The 19,854-nt window shown below is 70.3% G+C and carries 16 protein-coding genes; 11 read left to right on the forward strand and 5 right to left on the reverse strand.

What is annotated here, in order from left to right; all coding sequences use genetic code 11:
• Window positions 1–28 precede the first annotated feature (28 nt).
• The 8 genes from OG985_RS12175 (at window position 29) to pssA (ending at window position 9,004) form a co-directional block, all read left to right on the forward strand.
• Complete coding sequence (locus tag OG985_RS12175) at window positions 29–838, forward strand: TetR family transcriptional regulator (RefSeq protein WP_371668316.1); 810 nt, start codon at window positions 29–31, stop codon at window positions 836–838.
• 423 nt (window positions 839–1,261) lie between these two features.
• Window positions 1,262–2,599: a crotonyl-CoA carboxylase/reductase gene (gene ccrA / locus OG985_RS12180; protein ID WP_371674343.1), complete on the forward strand. Its 1,338-nt coding sequence runs from the start codon at window positions 1,262–1,264 to the stop codon at window positions 2,597–2,599.
• 8 nt (window positions 2,600–2,607) lie between these two features.
• Entirely contained in the window at window positions 2,608–4,635 is a 2,028-nt protein-coding gene (locus tag OG985_RS12185) for a protein meaA (RefSeq protein ID WP_371668317.1), read from the forward strand.
• Window positions 4,632–5,597 (forward strand): CoA ester lyase, encoded by a 966-nt coding sequence (locus OG985_RS12190; RefSeq protein WP_371668318.1) that lies wholly within the window; start codon window positions 4,632–4,634, stop codon window positions 5,595–5,597. The genes OG985_RS12185 and OG985_RS12190 overlap by 4 nt, the downstream gene beginning before the upstream one ends.
• Window positions 5,598–5,599: 2 nt before the next feature.
• The gene (locus tag OG985_RS12195; protein ID WP_371674344.1) at window positions 5,600–6,127 is read left to right on the forward strand and encodes a MaoC family dehydratase; all 528 of its coding nucleotides are present in this window, start codon (window positions 5,600–5,602) and stop codon (window positions 6,125–6,127) included.
• Between the two features lie 2 nt (window positions 6,128–6,129).
• Complete coding sequence (locus OG985_RS12200; protein WP_371668319.1) at window positions 6,130–7,335, forward strand: acyl-CoA dehydrogenase family protein; 1,206 nt, start codon at window positions 6,130–6,132, stop codon at window positions 7,333–7,335.
• Window positions 7,336–7,506: 171 nt separating this feature from the next.
• Window positions 7,507–8,163: a phosphatidylserine decarboxylase gene (locus OG985_RS12205; protein WP_371668320.1), complete on the forward strand. Its 657-nt coding sequence runs from the start codon at window positions 7,507–7,509 to the stop codon at window positions 8,161–8,163.
• 22 nt (window positions 8,164–8,185) lie between these two features.
• Window positions 8,186–9,004, forward strand: coding sequence for a CDP-diacylglycerol--serine O-phosphatidyltransferase (gene pssA, locus OG985_RS12210; protein ID WP_371668321.1), 819 nt, complete (start codon window positions 8,186–8,188; stop codon window positions 9,002–9,004).
• Window positions 9,005–9,095: 91 nt separating this feature from the next.
• Here the strand turns inward: pssA and OG985_RS12215 are convergent, their stop codons facing one another.
• Window positions 9,096–10,232, reverse strand: a complete 1,137-nt coding sequence (locus OG985_RS12215) for a glycerate kinase (RefSeq protein WP_371668322.1) — start codon at window positions 10,230–10,232, stop codon at window positions 9,096–9,098.
• Window positions 10,233–10,429: 197 nt separating this feature from the next.
• Here OG985_RS12215 and OG985_RS12220 point away from each other — a divergent pair, with 197 nt between their 5' ends.
• From OG985_RS12220 to OG985_RS12230, 3 genes are all read left to right on the forward strand, one after another.
• Window positions 10,430–11,533 carry an ADP-ribosylglycohydrolase family protein gene (locus OG985_RS12220; RefSeq protein ID WP_371668323.1) on the forward strand — a complete coding sequence of 368 codons (1,104 nt, stop codon included), beginning with the start codon at window positions 10,430–10,432 and terminating at the stop codon, window positions 11,531–11,533.
• 204 nt (window positions 11,534–11,737) lie between these two features.
• Entirely contained in the window at window positions 11,738–12,232 is a 495-nt protein-coding gene (locus tag OG985_RS12225) for an NUDIX domain-containing protein (RefSeq protein ID WP_371668324.1), read from the forward strand.
• A 113-nt stretch (window positions 12,233–12,345) separates the two neighbouring features.
• Entirely contained in the window at window positions 12,346–13,071 is a 726-nt protein-coding gene (locus OG985_RS12230) for an NAD-dependent deacetylase (RefSeq protein ID WP_371668325.1), read from the forward strand.
• On the opposite strand, the gene OG985_RS12235 is transcribed toward OG985_RS12230, so the two are convergent.
• The 4 genes from OG985_RS12235 to OG985_RS12250 form a co-directional block, all read right to left on the reverse strand.
• Window positions 13,068–13,550 (reverse strand): methylated-DNA--[protein]-cysteine S-methyltransferase, encoded by a 483-nt coding sequence (locus OG985_RS12235; protein WP_371668326.1) that lies wholly within the window; start codon window positions 13,548–13,550, stop codon window positions 13,068–13,070. The genes OG985_RS12230 and OG985_RS12235 overlap by 4 nt on opposite strands.
• Before the next feature lie 9 nt (window positions 13,551–13,559).
• Complete coding sequence (locus OG985_RS12240; protein WP_371668327.1) at window positions 13,560–15,041, reverse strand: AlkA N-terminal domain-containing protein; 1,482 nt, start codon at window positions 15,039–15,041, stop codon at window positions 13,560–13,562.
• 100 nt (window positions 15,042–15,141) lie between these two features.
• Window positions 15,142–19,041 carry a glycoside hydrolase family 2 TIM barrel-domain containing protein gene (locus tag OG985_RS12245; RefSeq protein ID WP_371668328.1) on the reverse strand — a complete coding sequence of 1,300 codons (3,900 nt, stop codon included), beginning with the start codon at window positions 19,039–19,041 and terminating at the stop codon, window positions 15,142–15,144.
• Window positions 19,042–19,316: 275 nt separating this feature from the next.
• Window positions 19,317–19,826, reverse strand: coding sequence for an O-acetyl-ADP-ribose deacetylase (locus OG985_RS12250; RefSeq protein WP_371668329.1), 510 nt, complete (start codon window positions 19,824–19,826; stop codon window positions 19,317–19,319).
• Window positions 19,827–19,854 lie beyond the last annotated feature (28 nt).

Below are 19,854 nucleotides of genomic sequence, written 5' to 3' on the forward strand. Positions count from 1 at the left end.
GCCCGCGCCCATGCAGTACGTTCAGATCATGCCCCAGCCCGCCAAGTCCTCACGTACGCCCGCCACGCCCGACGCACCGGAAACCGCCGCGGGCAGTCGCGCCGCCGCCCAGCGGCTGAAGATGCGCCGCGAGCTGGCGGCGGCCGCGATGGAGCTGTTCGCGACCAAGGGGTACGAGGCGACCACCGTCGACGAGATCGCGGCCGCGGCCGGGGTGGCCCGGCGTACGTTCTTCCGTCACTTCCGGTCCAAGGAAGAGGCGATCTTCCCCGACCACGACGACACCCTGATCCGGGCGGAGGCCGTGCTCAACGCGGCTCCGGCGCACGAGCACCCGCTCGACACGGTGTGCCGTGGCATCAAGGAGGTCATGCGCATGTACGCGGCCCGGCCGGAGATCTCGGTCGCCCGCTACACGCTCACGCGGGAGGTACCCACTCTGCGCGAGGCGGAGATCGCGTCGGTCGCCCGCTACGAGCGCCTCTTCACCCGCTACCTCCTCGGGCACTTCGACGAGCACGCCCACGACGACGACGCCAACGACGACCCGCTGCTCGCCGAGGTCGCCGCGTCCGCCGTGGTCACCGCCCACAACCACGTGCTGCGGCGGTGGCTGCGGGCGGGCGGCCAGGGGGACGTGGAGGCGCAGCTGGACCACGCCTTCGGGATCGTCCGCAAGACGTTCGGCACGGGCATCGGGGCCGGGCGCGGCACGAGCGCGCAGCCGGCCGCCGCGACGGTCTCCACCCACGGCGAGGTGCTGGTGACGGTGGCCCGCACCGACGCCCCGCTGGAGCAGGTCATGCGGACCATCGAGGAGGCGCTCAGGGACCGCTGACCCCCTGAGCGACTGTGATGACGGCCACCCCACGGGGTGGCCGTTTTGGCATGTCAGGGGGCCTTTTCAGTCACCTTTCACCCCCCGTTCGATCGATCATCGCTCATTTGTTACGTAAAGATTTCACCTGAGAGCAAGTTCTGGCACCCAGTGCCTTGCGAGGTGACACGCAGTGTCATACGTTGAAGGAGTCCGGGCGGCCGGCGTGCAGAGACCATTCGTACGTCGGCTGTCCCCGCAAACCATCGGTCTGCGCGCCCGGACGCCTGCGTCACAGGCAACCTCCCGCGCCACCAAGCGCTGCCGAAACACCATCCGCCGAACCGACGGCACCTTTCCACCCCACCCTCAGCAGCACAGCACCGACGTAACCCTCAGCGCCCCGCCCTCAGGGCGCTCACCGCCGGAGGCAATACCGTGACCGTGAAGGACATCCTGGACGCGATCCAGTCGCCGGACTCGACTCCGGACGACTTCGCCGCACTGCCGCTCCCCGAGTCGTACCGTGCGATCACCGTGCACAAGGACGAGACGGAGCTGTTCGCCGGGCTCGAGACCCGCGACAAGGACCCGCGCAAGTCGCTGCACCTCGACGAGGTGGCCCTGCCCGAACTGGGTCCGGGCGAGGCCCTGGTGGCCGTGATGGCCTCCTCGGTCAACTACAACTCGGTGTGGACCTCGATCTTCGAGCCGGTGTCGACGTTCTCCTTCCTGGAGCGCTACGGCCGGCTCAGCGAGCTCAGCAAGCGGCACGACCTGCCGTACCACATCATCGGTTCCGACCTCGCGGGCGTGGTCCTGCGCACCGGGCCGGGCGTGAACGCCTGGAGGCCCGGGGACGAGGTCGTCGCCCACTGCCTGTCCGTCGAGCTGGAGTCCTCGGACGGCCACAACGACACCATGCTCGACCCCGAGCAGCGCATCTGGGGCTTCGAGACCAACTTCGGCGGGCTCGCGGAGATCGCGCTCGTCAAGTCCAACCAGCTGATGCCCAAGCCGGACCACCTCAGCTGGGAGGAGGCCGCCGCCCCGGGCCTGGTCAACTCCACCGCGTACCGGCAGCTGGTCTCCCGCAACGGCGCCGGCATGAAGCAGGGCGACAACGTCCTCATCTGGGGCGCCAGCGGCGGACTCGGCTCCTACGCCACGCAGTTCGCGCTGGCCGGCGGCGCCAACCCCATCTGCGTCGTCTCCAGCGCGCAGAAGGCGGACATCTGCCGCGCGATGGGCGCCGAGGCGATCATCGACCGCAACGCCGAGGGCTACAAGTTCTGGAAGGACGAGCACACCCAGGACCCGAAGGAGTGGAAGCGCTTCGGCAAGCGCATCCGCGAATTCACCGGCGGCGAGGACATCGACATCGTCTTCGAGCACCCCGGCCGGGAGACCTTCGGTGCGAGCGTCTACGTCACCCGCAAGGGCGGCACCATCACGACCTGCGCCTCGACCTCGGGCTACATGCACGAGTACGACAACCGCTACCTGTGGATGTCGCTGAAGCGGATCATCGGCTCGCACTTCGCCAACTACCGCGAGGCCTGGGAGGCCAACCGGCTGGTCGCGAAGGGCAAGATCCACCCGACGCTGTCCAAGGTGTACTCCCTGGAGGACACCGGCCAGGCCGCCTACGACGTGCACCGCAACCTCCACCAGGGCAAGGTGGGCGTGCTGTGCCTGGCCCCCGAGGAGGGCCTGGGCGTGCGTGACGAGGAGAAGCGCTCCTTGCACGTCGACGCCATCAACCGCTTCCGGAACATCTGAGGTCACAGATGACTGAGCGTCAGAAGGACCGGCCGTGGTTGATGCGGACCTACGCCGGTCACTCCACGGCCGAAGCGTCCAACGAGCTGTACCGGCGCAACCTCGCCAAGGGCCAGACCGGACTGTCGGTCGCGTTCGACCTGCCGACACAGACCGGCTACGACTCCGACCACATCCTCGCCCGCGGCGAGGTCGGCCGGGTCGGCGTGCCGATCGCGCACCTCGGTGACATGCGCCGGCTGTTCCAGGACATCCCCCTGGAACAGATGAACACCTCGATGACGATCAACGCCACGGCCATGTGGCTGCTGGCGCTCTACCAGGTCGTCGCCGAGGAGCAGGGTGCGGACATCACCCGGCTCCAGGGCACGACCCAGAACGACATCGTCAAGGAGTACCTGTCGCGGGGCACGCACGTGTTCCCGCCGGTGCCCTCGCTCCGGCTGACCACCGACATGATCGCGTACACGGTCTCCCACATGCCGAAGTGGAACCCGATCAACATCTGCAGCTACCACCTGCAGGAGGCGGGCGCCACGCCGGTCCAGGAGATCGCGTACGCGATGTCGACGGCGATCGCCGTGCTGGACGCGGTGCGCGACAGCGGCCAGGTGCCGCAGGAGCGCATGGGTGACGTCGTCGCCCGTATCTCCTTCTTCGTGAACGCGGGAGTCCGCTTCATCGAGGAGATGTGCAAGATGCGGGCGTTCGGCCGCATCTGGGACAAGGTCACCCGCGAGCGCTACGGCATCGAGGACTCCAAACAGCGCCGGTTCCGCTACGGCGTCCAGGTCAACTCCCTCGGCCTGACCGAGGCGCAGCCGGAGAACAACGTCCAGCGGATCGTGCTCGAGATGCTGGCCGTGACCCTCTCCAAGGACGCCCGCGCGCGTGCCGTCCAGCTGCCCGCCTGGAACGAGGCCCTCGGCCTGCCCCGCCCCTGGGACCAGCAGTGGTCGCTGCGGATGCAGCAGGTCCTCGCGTACGAGAGCGACCTGCTGGAGTACGGGGACATCTTCGAGGGTTCGAAGGTGATCGAGAGCAAGGTCGAGGCGCTGATCGAGGAGTCCCTCGCGGAGATGGCGCGGATCGAGGAGATGGGCGGCGCGATGGCCGCCGTCGAGTCCGGCTACCTCAAGTCGCAGCTCGTCTCCTCGCACGCGGAGCGCCGGGCTCGTATCGAGTCCGGCGTGGAGAAGATCATCGGCGTCAACATCTTCGAGACGACCGAGCCGAACCCGCTGACCGCCGACCTGGACACGGCGATCCAGACGGTCGACCCGGCCGTGGAGGCCCGGGTCGTCGCCTCGCTCCAGAACTGGCGCGACACCCGCTACCAGCCGCCCTTCAACCACCCGCGCCCGTGCAAGGCGCTGGAGAAGCTGAAGGAGGCCGCCAAGGGCACCGCCAACCTCATGGAGGCCACCCTGGAGTGCGCCCGCGCCGGCGTCACGACCGGCGAGTGGGCCGGGGCGCTGCGTGAGGTGTTCGGCGAGTTCCGCGCGCCCACCGGTGTCTCCTCCGCTCCGGTGGCCATTCCCGCCGAGGCGGGCTCGGCGCTGGCCGAGGTGCGCCGCAAGGTGGACCTGACGGCCGCCGACCTCGGTGTCGGCAAGCTCCGCTTCCTGGTCGGCAAGCCGGGCCTGGACGGGCACTCCAACGGTGCCGAGCAGATCGCCGTGCGCGCCCGCGACGCCGGGTTCGAGGTGGTCTACCAGGGGATCCGGCTGACACCGGAACAGATCGTGGACGCGGCCCTCGCCGAGGACGTGCACGCGGTCGGTCTCTCCATCCTCTCCGGATCGCACGCCCAACTGGTGCCGGACGTGCTGGAGCGGCTCCGTGTGGCCGGTGCCACAGACATTCCGGTGATCGCTGGTGGCATTATCCCGAATGGTGACGCCGAACAGCTGCGAGCTGCCGGAGTGGCCGCGGTCTTCACCCCGAAGGACTTCGACATCACCGGAATCATCGGCCGCATCGTCGACGAGATCCGGAAAGCGAACAAGCTCGACCCCCTGGAGGTCCCCGCATGACCACGCCCGTCAACCGTCTGCGTCCGCGACGCTCCTGTCTCGCGGTCCCCGGGAGCAACCCCCGCTTCCTGGAGAAGGCGCAGGGCCTCCCGGCCGACCAGGTCTTCCTCGACCTGGAGGACGCGTGCGCGCCGCTCGCCAAGCCCGACGCGCGGCACACCATCGTCAAGTTCCTCAACGAGGGCGACTGGACGGGCAAGACGCGGGTCGTGCGCGTCAACGACTGGACGACCGAGTGGACGTACCGCGACGTCGTCACGGTCGTCGAGGGCGCGGGCCCGAACCTCGACTGCATCATGCTGCCGAAGGTGCAGGACGCCCAGCAGATCGTGGCGCTCGACCTGCTGCTGACGCAGATCGAGAAGACCATGGGCTTCGAGGTCGGCAAGATCGGCATCGAGGCGCAGATCGAGAACGCGCAGGGCCTCAACAACGTCAACGAGATCGCGCAGGCGTCCCCGCGCGTCGAGACGATCATCTTCGGCCCGGCCGACTTCATGGCGTCGATCAACATGAAGTCGCTGGTCGTGGGCGAGCAGCCGCCCGGCTACCCGGCGGACGCCTACCACTACATCCTGATGAAGATCCTGATGGCCGCGCGCGCCAACAACCTCCAGGCGATCGACGGCCCCTACCTCCAGATCCGCAACGTCGAGGGGTACCGCGAGGTCGCCGGCCGCGCCGCCGCCCTCGGCTTCGACGGCAAGTGGGTGCTGCACCCGGGCCAGGTCGAGGCCTCCAACGAGATCTTCTCGCCGTCGCAGGAGGACTACGACCACGCCGAGCTGATCCTGGACGCGTACGACTACTACACGTCCGAGGCGGGCGGCAAGAAGGGCTCGGCGATGCTCGGCGACGAGATGATCGACGAGGCCAGCCGCAAGATGGCCCTGGTCATCTCGGGCAAGGGACGCGCCGCCGGCATGCAGCGCACCGGCACGTTCGAGATTCCGGAGGCGTGAGCATGCAGTTCGGGCGCACCTACGAGGAGTTCGAGGTCGGGGCGACGTACAAGCACTGGCCCGGCAAGACGGTCACGGAGTACGACGACCACCTGTTCTGCCTCCTCACCATGAACCACCACCCGCTCCACATGGACACCAACTACGCCGAGAAGACGACGGACTTCGGCAAGAACGTGGTCGTGGGCAACTACATCTACTCCCTGCTGCTCGGCATGTCCGTGCCGGACGTCTCCGGCAAGGCGATCGCCAACCTGGAGATCGAGTCGCTCAAGCACGTGGCGCCGACCTTCCACGGCGACACGATCTACGGCCAGACGACCGTGCTCGACAAGTGGCCGTCGAAGTCGAAGAACGACCGCGGCATCGTCTACGTCGAGACCAAGGGCTACAAGCAGGACGGCACGCTGGTCTGCGTGTTCCGCCGCAAGGTGATGGTGCCGACCGAGACGTACATCAAGGAGCGCGGCGGCGAGCAGCCCGGCCGCCCGGAGCTGTCCGCCCCCGCGGAAAAGAACACGGAGAAGTAGCCATGGCGCGACTCGCCCAGACCGCCGGTCTGACCGACGTCCAGCAGGAGATCCTGTCCACCGTCCGCGACTTCGTGGACAAGGAGATCATCCCGGTCGCGACCGAGCTGGAACACCGCGACGAGTACCCGCAAGCGATCGTCGACGGCCTCAAGGAACTGGGCCTGTTCGGTCTGATGATCCCCGAGGAGTACGGGGGCCTGGGTGAGTCGCTCCTCACGTACGCGCTGTGCGTCGAGGAGATCGCCCGCGGCTGGATGTCGGTGTCCGGCATCATCAACACCCACTTCATCGTGGCGTACATGCTCAAGCAGCACGGCACGCAGGAGCAGAAGGACCACTTCCTGCCGAGGATGGCGGCGGGCGACATCCGCGGCGCCTTCTCGATGTCGGAGCCGGCCCTCGGTTCGGATGTGTCGGCGATCACGTCCAAGGCGGTCAAGGACGGCGACGAGTACGTCCTGAACGGGCAGAAGATGTGGCTGACGAACGGCGGAACGTCAAGTCTGGTCGCCGTTCTCGTCCGAAGTGATGAAGGACACCCCGAGGGCAGCGCGCCCCACAAGTCGATGACGACCTTCCTCGTCGAGAAGGAGCCCGGCTTCGGAGAGGTCCGCCCCGGCCTCACCATCCCCGGGAAGATCGACAAGATGGGCTACAAGGGTGTCGACACCACCGAGCTGATCATGGATGGCCTGCGGATTCCGGCCAATCGCGTGCTCGGCGGCACCACCGGCCGAGGTTTTTACCAAATGATGGACGGCGTCGAGGTCGGCCGGGTCAACGTGGCGGCCCGTGGCTGTGGCGTCGCGCAACGTGCCTTCGAACTCGGCGTGCAGTACGCCCAGCAGCGTCACACCTTCGGCAAGCCGATCGCCCAGCACCAGGCCATCCAGTTCAAGCTGGCCGAGATGGCTACCAAGGTCGAGGCCGCCCATGCCATGATGGTGAACGCGGCACGCAAAAAGGACTCCGGCGAACGAAACGACCTCGAGGCTGGGATGGCGAAGTATCTCGCCTCCGAGTACTGCAAGGAGGTCGTGGAGGACTCGTTCCGGATCCACGGCGGCTACGGCTTCTCCAAGGAGTACGAGATCGAGCGCCTCTACCGTGAGGCTCCGATGCTGCTGATCGGTGAAGGTACCGCCGAGATCCAGAAAATGATCATCGGTCGCAGGCTGCTCGAAGAGTATCGACTCCAGGGCTGAACATCCCGGTACGGGGTGTTTTCTTGGAGAAGAAGATCACACCCCGTCAACACTGTTCCGCCGCCGACTCGGCTTCCTGGCTTGCCCAGTTGCGGCCCGCGACCGGTACGATCCCGGGAAAGCCGCCGTCCCCCTCCTGCAGCGCGGCATCATCCGCTACGAAGGTCATCCATGCCCCACAGCCAAACCTCTGCACCTCGCGACAGCCTGGCAGGCGTACGCCTGGCGCGCGGAGCATCGCCGTGGCTTCTCCCGACCGTCGCCACCGCAGCCCTCAGCCTGGTCCGGGCGCGCCGCTCCGGCGCCGCCAAGGCCGTCGCCGTGCCCGCCACCGCGCTCGCGGCGGGCATGCTGTGGTTCTTCCGCGACCCCGAGCGCGAGATCGCCCAGGGCCGGGTCATCTCGCCCGCCGACGGTGTGGTGCAGAGCATCATGCCGTGGAAGGACGGTCGCACCCGCGTCGCGATCTTCATGAGCCCGCTCAACGTCCACGTCAACCGGGCGCCGCTGTCCGGCACGGTGACGTCGGTCGAGCACATCCCGGGCGGTTTCGTCCCGGCGTTCAACAAGGAGAGCGAGAACAACGAGCGCGTAGTCTGGCATTTCGACACCGAACTCGGTGACATCGAGATGATCCAGATCGCCGGCGCGGTCGCTCGCCGTATCGTCCCCTACATCCCGCAGGGCACGAAGGTCGAGCAGGGTGACCGCATCGGCCTGATCCGCTTCGGCTCGCGCGTCGACGTGTACCTGCCCGAGGGCGTGGAGGTCGCGGTGGAGGTCGGTCAGAAGACCGTGGCTGGGGTGACTCGCATTGACCGTGATTGATCCGGAGACCCAGGCGGGCTGGGTGCCAGAGGCAGACGAGGTGGACGACGAGGAGGAGATGCCCCTCTCGCTCCGCCTCTCAATAGCGGACACTCTCACCCTCGGCAACGCCACCTGCGGCTTCATGGCGGTGTACTTCACCACCACCGGCATTCTGATCCCGCACCTCACGGGCAGCCAGGAGTCCGGCATGGCCCGCCACAGCGCGGCGACCGCCGTGATCCTGATGCTGTGCGCGGCCGTCTTCGACCTGTTCGACGGGCTCGTGGCACGCAAGCTGCGGTCGTCCCCGATGGGCGCGGAGCTGGACAACCTCTCCGACCTGATCAGCTTCGGTCTGGCCCCGGCGTACTTCGTCCTCGTCTACGGCATGGTCGCCGACGACGCGCATCAGCGAGTGGCGGCGGTGGGGGCAATCGTGGTGCTCCTCGCCGTGGTGCTGCGCCTGGCGCGCTTCTCGTGCGTCACCGTGAAGGACGGCACCTTCCAGGGCATGCCGTCACCGTTCGGCGCGCTGACGGTGGTCTCGATCGTGCTCCTGGAGCTGCCCTTCGTGGCGACGCTCCTGGCGATCCTGGGCACGGCCTGGCTGATGGTGAGCCGGGTCGAGTACCCGAAGCCGCGCGGCCGGCTCGCGGTGGCGATGCTGGCATGGATCGTGCTCTCGATGGGCCTTCTGGCCGGCTGGGCCTTCGACGCCCCCAGCGGCCAGCTGCTCCTCCAGACGGGCTGCGCCCTGCAGCTGGTCATGGGAGCGGTCATCCCGCTGTTCGCCACGGCCCGCCGGGTGAACAACTTCCGCGACAACCGCCGCGAGGCGCGGACGGCGCAACTGCCGTAGGTCCGGTCGCGGCGACAGCAGTGAACGCCGAAGGGCCCCGAGCTTCCCGCTCGGGGCCCTTCGGCCGTCCTCCCGACGGCGGCACCACGCCTCAGTTCAGGAAGTCCCGCGCGATGCCCTCGGCCACCCGCTCCAGGATCGGCCCGGCATCCGCGATGCACTTCCCGAGGTCCGGTTCGACGTCCGTCAGCGGGTACGCCCGCCGGATGCCGGCCCAGCCCAGCTCCACCGGCGGCAGGGCCAGACGGCCGCACACCGCGACGACCTCCTTGCCGGCCGCACGGGCCGCGGCCGCGACGCCCGCCGGGGCCTTCCCGTGCAGCGTCTGCTCGTCCAGGGAGCCCTCACCGGTGATCACCAGCGTCGCCCGTTCCAGGGCGGTCGCGAAGCCCAGGACGTCGAGCATCACCTCGATGCCGGGGCGGAAACGGGCACCGAGCAGCAGGGCTCCGTATCCGATGCCGCCCGCCGCGCCCGCGCCGGGTGACGCGGCGTGCTCGGCCGCCGCCGGCCCGACCGTCTTCTCCAGCACCGTCGCGTAGTGCGCGAGCGCCGCGTCCAGCGCCGTCACGTCGTCCGGCGAGGCGCCCTTCTGCGGGCCGTACACCGTCGGCGCGCCCTTCGGCCCGGTCAGCGGGTTGTCGACGTCGCTCGCGAGCACCAACTCGACGGACGCGAGCCGTGGGTCCAGGTCGGACAGGTCGGCCGAGGCCAGAGCGGCCAGGCCCTCGCCGCCCGGCGTCACCGGTTCTCCGTCCGCGTCCCGGAAGCGTGCCCCGAGCGCGGACAGCATGCCTGCGCCGCCGTCCGTGGTCGCGCTTCCGCCCACGCCGAACACGATCGTCCGCGCGCCCGCGTCCAGCGCGGCCCGCAGCAATTCCCCGGAACCGTACGTGGACGCCGTGAGCGGGGCGAAGACGCCCGCGGGCAGCCGCTGCAGTCCGCTGGCCTCCGCCATCTCCACGACCGCCGTGCCGTCGCGCAGCGCGAACGCGGCCGTCACCTCGTGACCGAGGGGGCCCGCGACCCGTACCTCCCGCCGCTCGAAGCCGGCCGCGACCGCCGCGTCCACCGTCCCGTCGCCGCCGTCGGCCACGGGCAGCGACTCGACCGCCAGGTCGGGGACGACCCGGCGGAGCCCGGCCGTCACCCGCTCGGCGACCTGCACGGCCGTCAGTGAGCCCTTGAACTTGTCCGCGGCGATGAGCACCCTGTGGGTGTCGTTCACTGCAGCGTCCGCCACCTTGCATCCCCTTGCTCTCCGGGCCCTCACGCACGTCAGGGCCAGTCGCGCCGCTGTGACCTTAACCGGCCGACGCCCTCGCCGTCATGCGCCGACCGCACCCTGGAAGGACCCTGGGAGCCACCTGTGCGCCTCTTGCCGATTCCCGGCTGAGCCGTCCCGGAACCGGGTAGACCGCAGTCATGACCCCTGTGGGCACCGAGCCAGACCTCGCCGACCGCGTCCACGGCGGCTGGCTGGGCCGGATCGCGGGCAACATGCTCGGCAAGCCGGTCGAGCAGGGCGACCTGTGGACGCGGGACCGTATCGACCGCTATCTGCGGCAGGCCGCCGCCCTGCCCCTCACCGACTACCTGCCCGAGCCGGTCGGCCGGGGCGACGGCTTCGAGCTGCGTCCCGAGTGGCGCCAGTGCGTCCGCGGCCGCATCCACAGCAGCTGCCGCGACGACGACGTCGACTACGCCATCCTCGGCCTGGACCTCCTGGAGACCCACGGCTTCGCCTTCAGCACGGAGCAGGTGGGCGACCTGTGGCTGCTGCGGTTGCCCTACCTCCAGACGTTCACGGCGGAACGGGCGGCGTACCGCAACCTCGCGAACGGTCTGAAGCCGCCGCTGACGGCCACCTACGACAACCCGTACCAGGAGTGGATCGGCGCCCTGATCCGCGCCGACATCTACGGCTGGACCTGTCCCGGCGCACCGAGCCGTGCCGCGTCCCTGGCGCGGCGCGACGCGGTCCTGTCCCACACCGGCAACGGTGTGTACGGCGCCATGTGGGCGGCGGCGCTGATCTCGGCGGCGTTCACCGCCCCCACCGTGCGGCAGGCGGTGGACAGGGCACTGGCCGTCGTCCCGGCGAGCTGTCGCCTCGCCCGCATCGTGCGCCGGGTCGCCTCGCTCCACGCGACGCGGATGACCTGGGAGGACACGCTCGCCACGGTCACCGAGGAGACGGTGGGCCTCGGCTGGATCCACACCGTCCCGAACGCCGCGGTGCTCACCGCCGGGCTGCTGTACGGCGACGGCGACTTCACCCGCACCATCACCCTCACCGTGCGCGGCGGCCTGGACACCGACTCCAACGGCGCGACCGCGGGTTCCGTGGCCGGCGTGCTCAACGGTGCGCAGGCCGTCCCCGACCAGTGGAAGGACCCGCTGGAGGACACGGTGCGCAGCGCGGTCTTCGGCTTCGACGGCGCCCGCATCAGCGACCTGGCCGAGCGAACCCTGCGTTTGGCGGAGACGAGAACGGAGGGGACCGGCTCCCCGGACCGGCCCGGGTGACGGCGCGCACCGGCGGAGTGACCGCGGCGGAGAGATCCGATGAGGGTGCCGTGGAGATGAGCGGGCCCGGCCGCGGAGCCGGGGAACCGCCCGGGGCGGGCCGCGGGCCGGACCTCCGCATACGGCCGACCAGGCGGGTTCCCGGCTTTCCGAGCCGTGCCGCGTGGCCGTGGCAGGGCCGCGGAAGCTGGTTACCCTTCCTGGATGACCACCACCGAAGACTTCGCCACGTACATCGCGGGTCTCCCCCGCGTCCTGGCCGGGGCAGCCGTGCTCTTCCGAGACGCCGGCGGCCGGGTGCTGCTCGTCGAGCCCAACTACCGTGACGGGTGGGCGTTGCCGGGCGGCACGATCGAGTCCGACGACGGTGAGACACCGCGGCAGGGGGCGCGCCGCGAGACCGTCGAGGAGATCGGGCTGGACCGCGAACTCGGCCGGCTGCTCGCGGTGGACTGGGTGCACGGGGCGGCCCGGCCCCCGCTGGTGGCCTACCTGTACGACGGCGGCCTGCTCGGCGACGCCGACTTCCAGGCGATCCGGTTGCAGGAGGAGGAGCTGCTGTCCTGGCGGCTCGTGCCGCGCGAGGAGATCGGCGAGTACCTCCCCGGTGCCCTGGGCCATCGTGTGCTGGCCGCACTCGACGTCCTGGCCGAGGGCAGGGGCACGGCGGAACTGGAGAACGGCCACCGGGTCGCCTGACGTCCGGGCGCGAGCGGGGGCCACGGGGATGGTCGCCTGGCGGATCGACAAGGTGTGACGGGGGCGCCACTTATCCGCTGGCCCCGGGCAGGTGACCGTCCTACTCTCGGCCCATGAACAGGCCCCTCGTCGCCATCCTGAGCGGCGCCGGTATCTCGACCGACTCCGGCATCCCGGACTACCGCGGTCCGAACGGACTGTGGCGGCGGGATCCGGAGGCCGAGAAGCTCGTGACGTACGCGTACTACATGGGCGATCCGGAGATCCGGCGCCGGTCGTGGCAGATGCGGCGGAAGAACGGGGCGCTTCGGGCCGAGCCCAACGCCGCGCACCGGGCGGTGGCCGCCCTGGAGCGGGCCGGGGTGCCCGTCAGGGTGCTCACGCAGAATGTGGACGGGCTGCACCAGCTCGCCGGGATGCCTGCCCGCAAGGTGCTCGAACTGCACGGGACCGCGCGGAGTTTCGTGTGCACCGAGTGCCATGCGCGGGGGCCGATGGAGGACGCGATCGCTCGCGTCGAGGCAGGTGAGGACGATCCGGCGTGCCTGAGGTGCGGTGGCGTCCTGAAGTCGGCGACGGTCTTCTTCGGCGAGCGGCTCGATCCGGTCGTCCTCGGCGAGGCGGTCGCCATCAGCAAGGCGTGCCAGGTGTTCGTCGCGGTCGGCAGCAGCCTTCAGGTGCAGCCCGCCGCCGGGCTGGCCGGCGTGGCCGGCGATCACGGAGCACGGCTGATCATCGTCAACGCCGAGCCGACCCCGTACGACGACCGGGCGGACGAGGTCGTACGGGAGCCGATCGGGACGGCGCTGCCCGAGCTGTTGAGTGGGCTCACGGTCTAGAAGAGGGCCGTGCCCCGCTCCAGGTCCAGCAGGCGTTGTTTGCGCTCCAGGCCGCCGCCGTAGCCGGTGAGGCTGCCGCCGGCGCCGACGACGCGGTGGCAGGGGACGATGATGCCGACCGGGTTCCTGCCGTTGGCGAGGCCGACGGCGCGGGAGGCGGCGGGGTTGCCGAGGGCGTCGGCCAGTTGGCCGTAGGAGCGGGTCTCGCCGTACGGGATGCGCAGCAGTTGTTGCCAGACGCTGCGCTGGAACGGCGTTCCGGACAGGCTCAGTTCGAGGGTGAACTCCTTCAACTCGCCCGCGAAGTAGGCCTTCAGCTGGTCGGTGGCCTCGCCGAAGGGCGTGTCGTCGCGGTCGCCGAAGGTTTCCTCCGGTGGGCGGTGGCGCTGGTCGGTCATGTAGAGGCCGCACAGGGCGCCCTCGTCGGCGACGAGCGTCAACGGGCCGTACGGGCTGTCGATCACGGCGTGCTGCTTCACTGGACGTCCTTACACGGGGAGGAAGTTGATCGGGTGGCTGTCGGTCGCCCAGAGGTACTGGACCGCGTACGCCCGCCAGGGCCGCCAGGCAGCCGCGCGGGCCGTGAGCGCCGCCGGGGTCGACGGCAGGCCCAGTTCCCGGGCCGCGCGGCGGATTCCGAGGTCGGTGGGGAGGAAGGCGTCGGGGTCGCCGAGGGCGCGCATCGCGATGACGTCGGCCGTCCAGGGGCCGAAGCCGGGCAGCGCCAGCAGTTGGCCACGGGTCTGCGCCCAGTCGCCCTCGAGCCCCAGGTGGATCGTTCCGTCGGCGAGTCGGCCGATCAGCGTGGTGAGGGTGGTGCGGCGGGTGGCGGGCATCGCCAGCGTGGCGGGGTCCACCGCGGCGAGTGCCTCGGGCGACGGGAAGAGGTGGGTGAGGCCGCCCTCGGGGTCCTCCACCGTCTCGCCGTGCGCGGTGACCAGCCGGGCCGCGTGGGTGCGGGCGGCGGCCGTGGAGACCTGCTGGCCCAGGACCGCCCGTACGGCGAACTCCGCCTCGTCGACGGTGCGCGGCACCCGACGGCCGGGCGCCTTGTCGACCAGCGGCGCCAGGACCGGATCCGCGCGCAGCTGGTCGTCGACGGCGACCGGGTCGGCGTCCAGGTCGAGCATGCGGCGGCAGCGGCTGATGGCTACGGTCAGATCGCGCAGGTCGCTGAGGGTGAGGCGGCAGGCGATGTGGTCGGGCCGCGGGGTGAGCGCCACGATTCCGTGGCCGTAGGGCAGTCGGAGCGTGCGCCGGTAGGAGCCGTCGCGCCACTCCTCCACTCCGGGGACGGCGGTCGCGGCGAGGTGGCCGAAGAGGTTGTCGGGGTTGAGGGGGAGGCGGAAGGGGAGGCGCAGGGACAGGACGCCGGGCGTGTGTCCCGTGGTCCTCCTCGGCGCCCGGGAGCGCAGGTCGCTCGGCGACAGGGCGAAGACCTCCCGCACCGTGTCGTTGAAGGTGCGGATGGCGGAGAACCCGGCGGCGAAGGCGATGTCCGCCATCGCGAGCGGGGTCGTCTCGATGAGGATCCTGGCTGTCTGGGCGCGCTGGGCGCGGGCCAGGGCGAGCGGGCCGGCTCCCAGTTCGGCCAGCAGCTGGCGTTCGATCTGCCGGGTGCTGTAGCCGAGGCGGGCCGCGAGGCCGGGCACGCCCTCGCGGTCGACCAGGCCGTCGGCGATCAGCCGCATGGCGCGGGCCACGAGGTCCGCGCGCCGGTTCCATTCGGGGGAGCCCGGGCTGGTGTCGGGACGGCAGCGTTTGCAGGCGCGGAAGCCGGCCTGCTGGCAGGCCGCCGCGCTCGGGTGGAAGGTCATGTTCGCGGGCTTGGGCGGCACGACCGGGCAGCTGGGCCGGCAGTAGATCCGGGTGGTCAGGACGGCCGTGAAGAACCAGCCGTCGAAGCGCGCGTCCTTGGACTGGACGGCGCGGACGCAGCGCTCTCTGTCGGTGTACATCCCGTTCTGCATGGTTCCAGCATCGGCCACCCGGCGGGCCGGAGCTGGCGGGAATCCGACATCAGCCTCCCCGCCCGGCCGGCCGTGAGCGGAACCCCTGGAGCGGCGGAGGCTACCCGGTGAAGTCCGCCGCCGTCGGCCGCCGCCACAGGGCCGGCGCCCGCTCCACCCGGGTCAGCGGGCGCAGCCGGTAGGTGTAGGAGTAGTCGCGGTCGGCGAACAGCTTGTACTCGTCGTGCGTGTGCGCGCCCCAGCTGTTGTCGCCGCCGACGCCCATCTGCCGGTGGTTCAGGCGGAGTACGACCTCCTCGCGGGGCGTGAGCTGGTAGTCGTGGCGGGCTCCGACGGACAGGTCCTCGGGGGTGAAGTGCGAGGCGTTGATCTCCAGGAGCGGTTCACCGCAGACCAGCAGGCCGGTGCCGTCGCCGCCGGTGAGCGCGGCCCAGCGGACGTCGGTCTTGTTGCCGTTCTCCTGCGGACGCAGGTAGGAGGTCCACTGCCCGGTGACGGTGCCGGAGTAGCGGCCCACGTCGGTGGCGTCGTTGCGGTCCCAGTGGTTCTCCTCCGGGCCGCGGCCGTAGTAGTGCAGTCGTTCCAGGCGGGCGGGCAGGAACAGCAGCGTGCCGACCTCGGGGATGTACGGCAGCGAGGCGGCGCCCGGGTGCAGCGTGTTGTCGACCTTGACCTCACCGTTCCCGAAGACGGTGTAGGTGGTGGTGTACGTCGATTCCGTCGTGGTGGGCAGCGTGCCGGTGACCTTGATCTCGACGGCCCGGTCGCGCAGCGCCCGCACCCGCACGTCGGTCACCTCGCGGCGGGCGCCGGCGTCGCGCCAGGTCTGGTTGCGGGTGTGCTGGCCGTTGCCCCGGTCGTTGTCGATGGGCGCACGCCAGAAGTTCGGCGCCGGTCCGGAGGAGATGAGGGGGGCGCCGTCGGCCTCGTAGGAGGTGAGGACGCCGGTCTTCTTGTCGACGGTGACCGAGAAGTCCCGGCCCGTGACGGTGACCGACCCGTCGCCGTCCTCGTGGCTGAGCGCCGGGACACCGTCCAGCGGCACGGGGGTGACGGCGGGGCTCCCGGCATCGACCGCGAGTTGCTGCCTCGCCACCTCGAAACCGGACTTCGCCCACTTCGTCGTCTCCCGGGTGGTGAACGACAGGTGGAGGAAGTACTCGGCGCCCGGCACCGGACGGCCGGGCAGCTCGAAGGGCACGGTGATGTCCTTGCTCGACAGGGCGGCCACGTCCAGCTGGGTACGGCTGAGCCTGCCGCGTCGCACCACCTCCCCGTCCCGGACGAGCTCCCAATGTCCGTCGAAATCACGGAGGTTGGTGAAGAGGTACTCGTTGGTGAGGGTGACCGGCGCTCCCGGGGCGAGCGTGTCACCGGAGGCCGGCGCGGCGTTGACGGCCTGGTAGATCCGCTTGACCTCGGCGGACTTTCCGGTGAGCCCGCGGTCGGCGGTGACGATGCCGTCGCCGGAGAACGCCCCGTCGTTGGGGTTGTCGCCCCAGTCGCCGCCGTAGGCGCGGAACGACTTCTCGCGGGGCCGCTTCTCGGTCAGGCCGACGGTGGCGGCGTCGAACCAGAACCGTACGCCGTCGTCGCCGGGGCCGCGGCTGTCGGAGGCCAGTTCGGTGGCGTCGAGCGCCCGGGCGTACACGCGCGCCCGCCGGATCGTGCCGCTGAACTCCCGGGTCGGGTTGTCGACGTCGGTGGCCAGGGACAGCGGCGCGGTGTTGTTCGCGGGCCGCACCGTGGTGGTGCGGGTGGCCCGGACCGCGCCGTCGGCATGGAGGGTGAGCGTGCCGGTCGCCGCGTCGAAGACGCCCGCGACGTGGTGCTCGGTGCCGGCCCAGTCGTCCGGCAGCGCCCAACTGGTGGTCACCCACTGGCCGCTGCCGTAGATGAAGAACTCCAGGGTGCGGTTCGTCTGCTTCAGCGCGTACTGGGTGTCGCCCTTGGCCACCAGGGGCTGGTGGTAACCGGTCACGTGCGGGGTGATCCAGGCTTCCAGCGTGAGGGAGCCGGTGAGGTCGAGGGTCGTGTCGCGGGCGAAGACGGTGCCGCCGGAGACGCCCTTGTCGCGGGTGAAGCTGCCGCCGGGGGCGACGAGTTCGCCGCTCAGCGCGGCGGGGCCGGTCTCGGTGAACAGCTTGCGGGCGGGCGTGGGCCAGTCGAGGGCCTGGTCGACGAAGTCCCAGATCCAGCCGCCCTGGAGCACCTCGTGACGGCGGATCAGGTCCCAGTACTTCTTGAAGTTCCCGCTGGAGTTCCCCATCGCGTGGGAGTACTCGATCATCACGTACGGCCGGGTGTCGGTGGTGTCCTTCGCCCGTTGCTCGACGCGGGCGGGACTGTCGTACATCTCGGAGCGGATGTCGCTGATCCCCGGCCGGTCGTCGCCCTCGTACTGGATGACGCGGGTGGTGTCGTAGGAGCGGATCCAGTCGTGCATGGCGGTGAACGTGCTGCCGCCGCCTGCCTCGTTGCCGAGGGACCAGATGACGACCGAGGCGTGGTTCTTGTCCCGGTGGACCATGTTCTGGGCGCGGGCCACGCAGGCCGTCGTCCACTCGGCGTGGTCGCCCGGGTACTCGCCGCGGATGCCGTGGGTCTCGAGGTTGGTCTCGCCCACGAGGTACAGGCCGTACTCGTCGGCGAGTTCGAGCCACAGCGGGTTGTTGGGGTAGTGCGAGGTGCGGACGGAGTTGATGTTCAGCCGCTTGATGAGCCTGATGTCCTCGACCAGGTCGGCGCGGCTGAGGGCCGAGCCGCGGGTCGGGTGCATCTCGTGCCGGTTGGTGCCCCGGAAGGAGACCGGCTTGCCGTTGATGCGCATCAGCCCGTCCTTGAGCGCGAACTCGCGCAGGCCCACGCGGTGGGAAAGGGTTTCGATCACCTTTCCCGCCGGGTCGCGCAGGCGGAGCACGGCGGTGTAGAGGTTCGGCTGTTCCGCCGACCACAGGCGCGGCGCGGGAACCGACTTCGATGCCTGTAGGGTCGTCTCCTGCCCGGAGTCGAGCGTGACGGCCTGTTGCAGCGGCCGGGGCCACACCGGGTGGCCCTTCGCGTCGTAGAGCTGGGTCTCGACGGAGTAGCGGCCGGCGCCCTGTCCGTCGTAGTCGCGCACGCTCGCGGTGACCGACAGCTCGGCCGCCGTGCAGTCGTCGCTCAGCGGGGTGTCGAACCTGAAGTCGCGCAGGTGCACGGCCGGTGTGGAGTACAGGTAGACCGAGCGGAAGATGCCGCTCAGCCGGATCATGTCCTGGTCCTCCAGCCAGTCGCCGTCGGAGTAGCGGTAGACCTCCACCGCGATCTGGTTGGTGCCCGCCCTGAGGTGCGGGGTGATGTCGTACTCGGCGGGGTCGTAGGAGTCCTCGTGGTATCCGACCAACTCGCCGTTGATCCACACGTAGTGGGCGGACTTGACCCCCTCGAAGTGCAGGAACGTCCGCCGTCCCGCCCAGCCGCGCGGGACCGTGAAGGTACGCCGGTACTGGCCGACGGGGTTGTAGCGGGTGGGGGCGGCCGGCGGCTGCGCCTCCTCCCCCAGGCCGTTGGGACCCCACCACGGGTAGGTGATGTTGATGTAGATCGGGCGGTCGTAACCGTGCAACTGCCAGGCGGAGGGCACGGGGATGGTGTCCCAGCCGCTGTCGTCGACGTCGGTCCGGTGGAAGTCGGGGTCGCGGTCGTCGGGACGGTCGGCGTGGGCGAACCGCCACGTCCCGTCCAGGCTCAGCCGGTACGGGGAGCGGGTGCGGTCGCCCGCCAGTGCCTGCCCGATGTCCGCGTAGGGCATCAGCGTGGTGTGCGGTCGCTCGGTGCCCACCTGGAACAGGGCCATGTTGCCGTTCCACTCCGGCGAACCGTCCGCCGCCTCGCGGAGACCGCCCGCCCGCGCGACGGCGGCGGGTGCGGCGGACAGGGCGAGCGCCCCGAGTGCGGCGGCCCCTCCCTCGAGGAGACGGCGGCGGCTGACGGCGAAGGTCTCGTGCGGGTACGGCATGACCGTGGCCTTCCTCTGTACGACAGTGGGGTGCGCGAACTGAGGGAGCGTCAAGTTGTGTGAGGTGCTGTTGACATACGGCAGGTGATGTCGGGCCGGAAACAGACCGCTGGTGACAAAGCGAACAGTTGAGCCAGGGGAACCCTAGAACCCGCACACAATCGAAGCAATGATCCTGTCGGTCTTTGGTGGTTCCTGGGGCCGGCGCGAGCCGCCACCGCGTCGGTGGTCCCGTACGGCCACCGGGGTGGTGAGCCGATGCGACGCCACCGCAGTCAGTGGGCTCGCGCGGCGAAGGCCTCGTACGCCTGCTCGTCGAAGAGGACGAACCTGACCTCCTCGACCGAGGTGGCGGTCGCCCGCACGGTTTCCACCGCGATCCGGGCGGCGTCCTCCACCGGCCAGCCGTAGATGCCCGCGGAGACGGCCGGAAACGCGACCGTACGGGCGCCCGGTTCGTCGGCGACCCTGAGCGACTCCCGGTAGCACGAGGCGAGCAGCGCGGACCTGTCCTCCTCGCGGCTGAAGCGCGGGCCCACCGTGTGGATCACCCAGCGCGCGTCCAGGTCACCCGCGGTGGTGGCGACCGCCCGGCCGGTGGCCAGCCCCTTGCCGTAGTGGGAGGCGCGGAGCTTGCGGCAGTCGGCGAGGATCGCGGGACCGCCTCGGCGGTGGATCGCACCGTCGACGCCTCCGCCACCGAGGAGGGAGGAGTTCGCCGCGTTGACGATCGCGTCGACGCTCTCGCGCGTGATGTCGCCCCGGACGAGCGTGATGGTGGTCATGCCCGTCTTCCTACCAGGAGTGCGACGC

Source organism: Streptomyces sp. NBC_00289 (assembly GCF_041435115.1).
Lineage (GTDB): Bacteria > Actinomycetota > Actinomycetes > Streptomycetales > Streptomycetaceae > Streptomyces.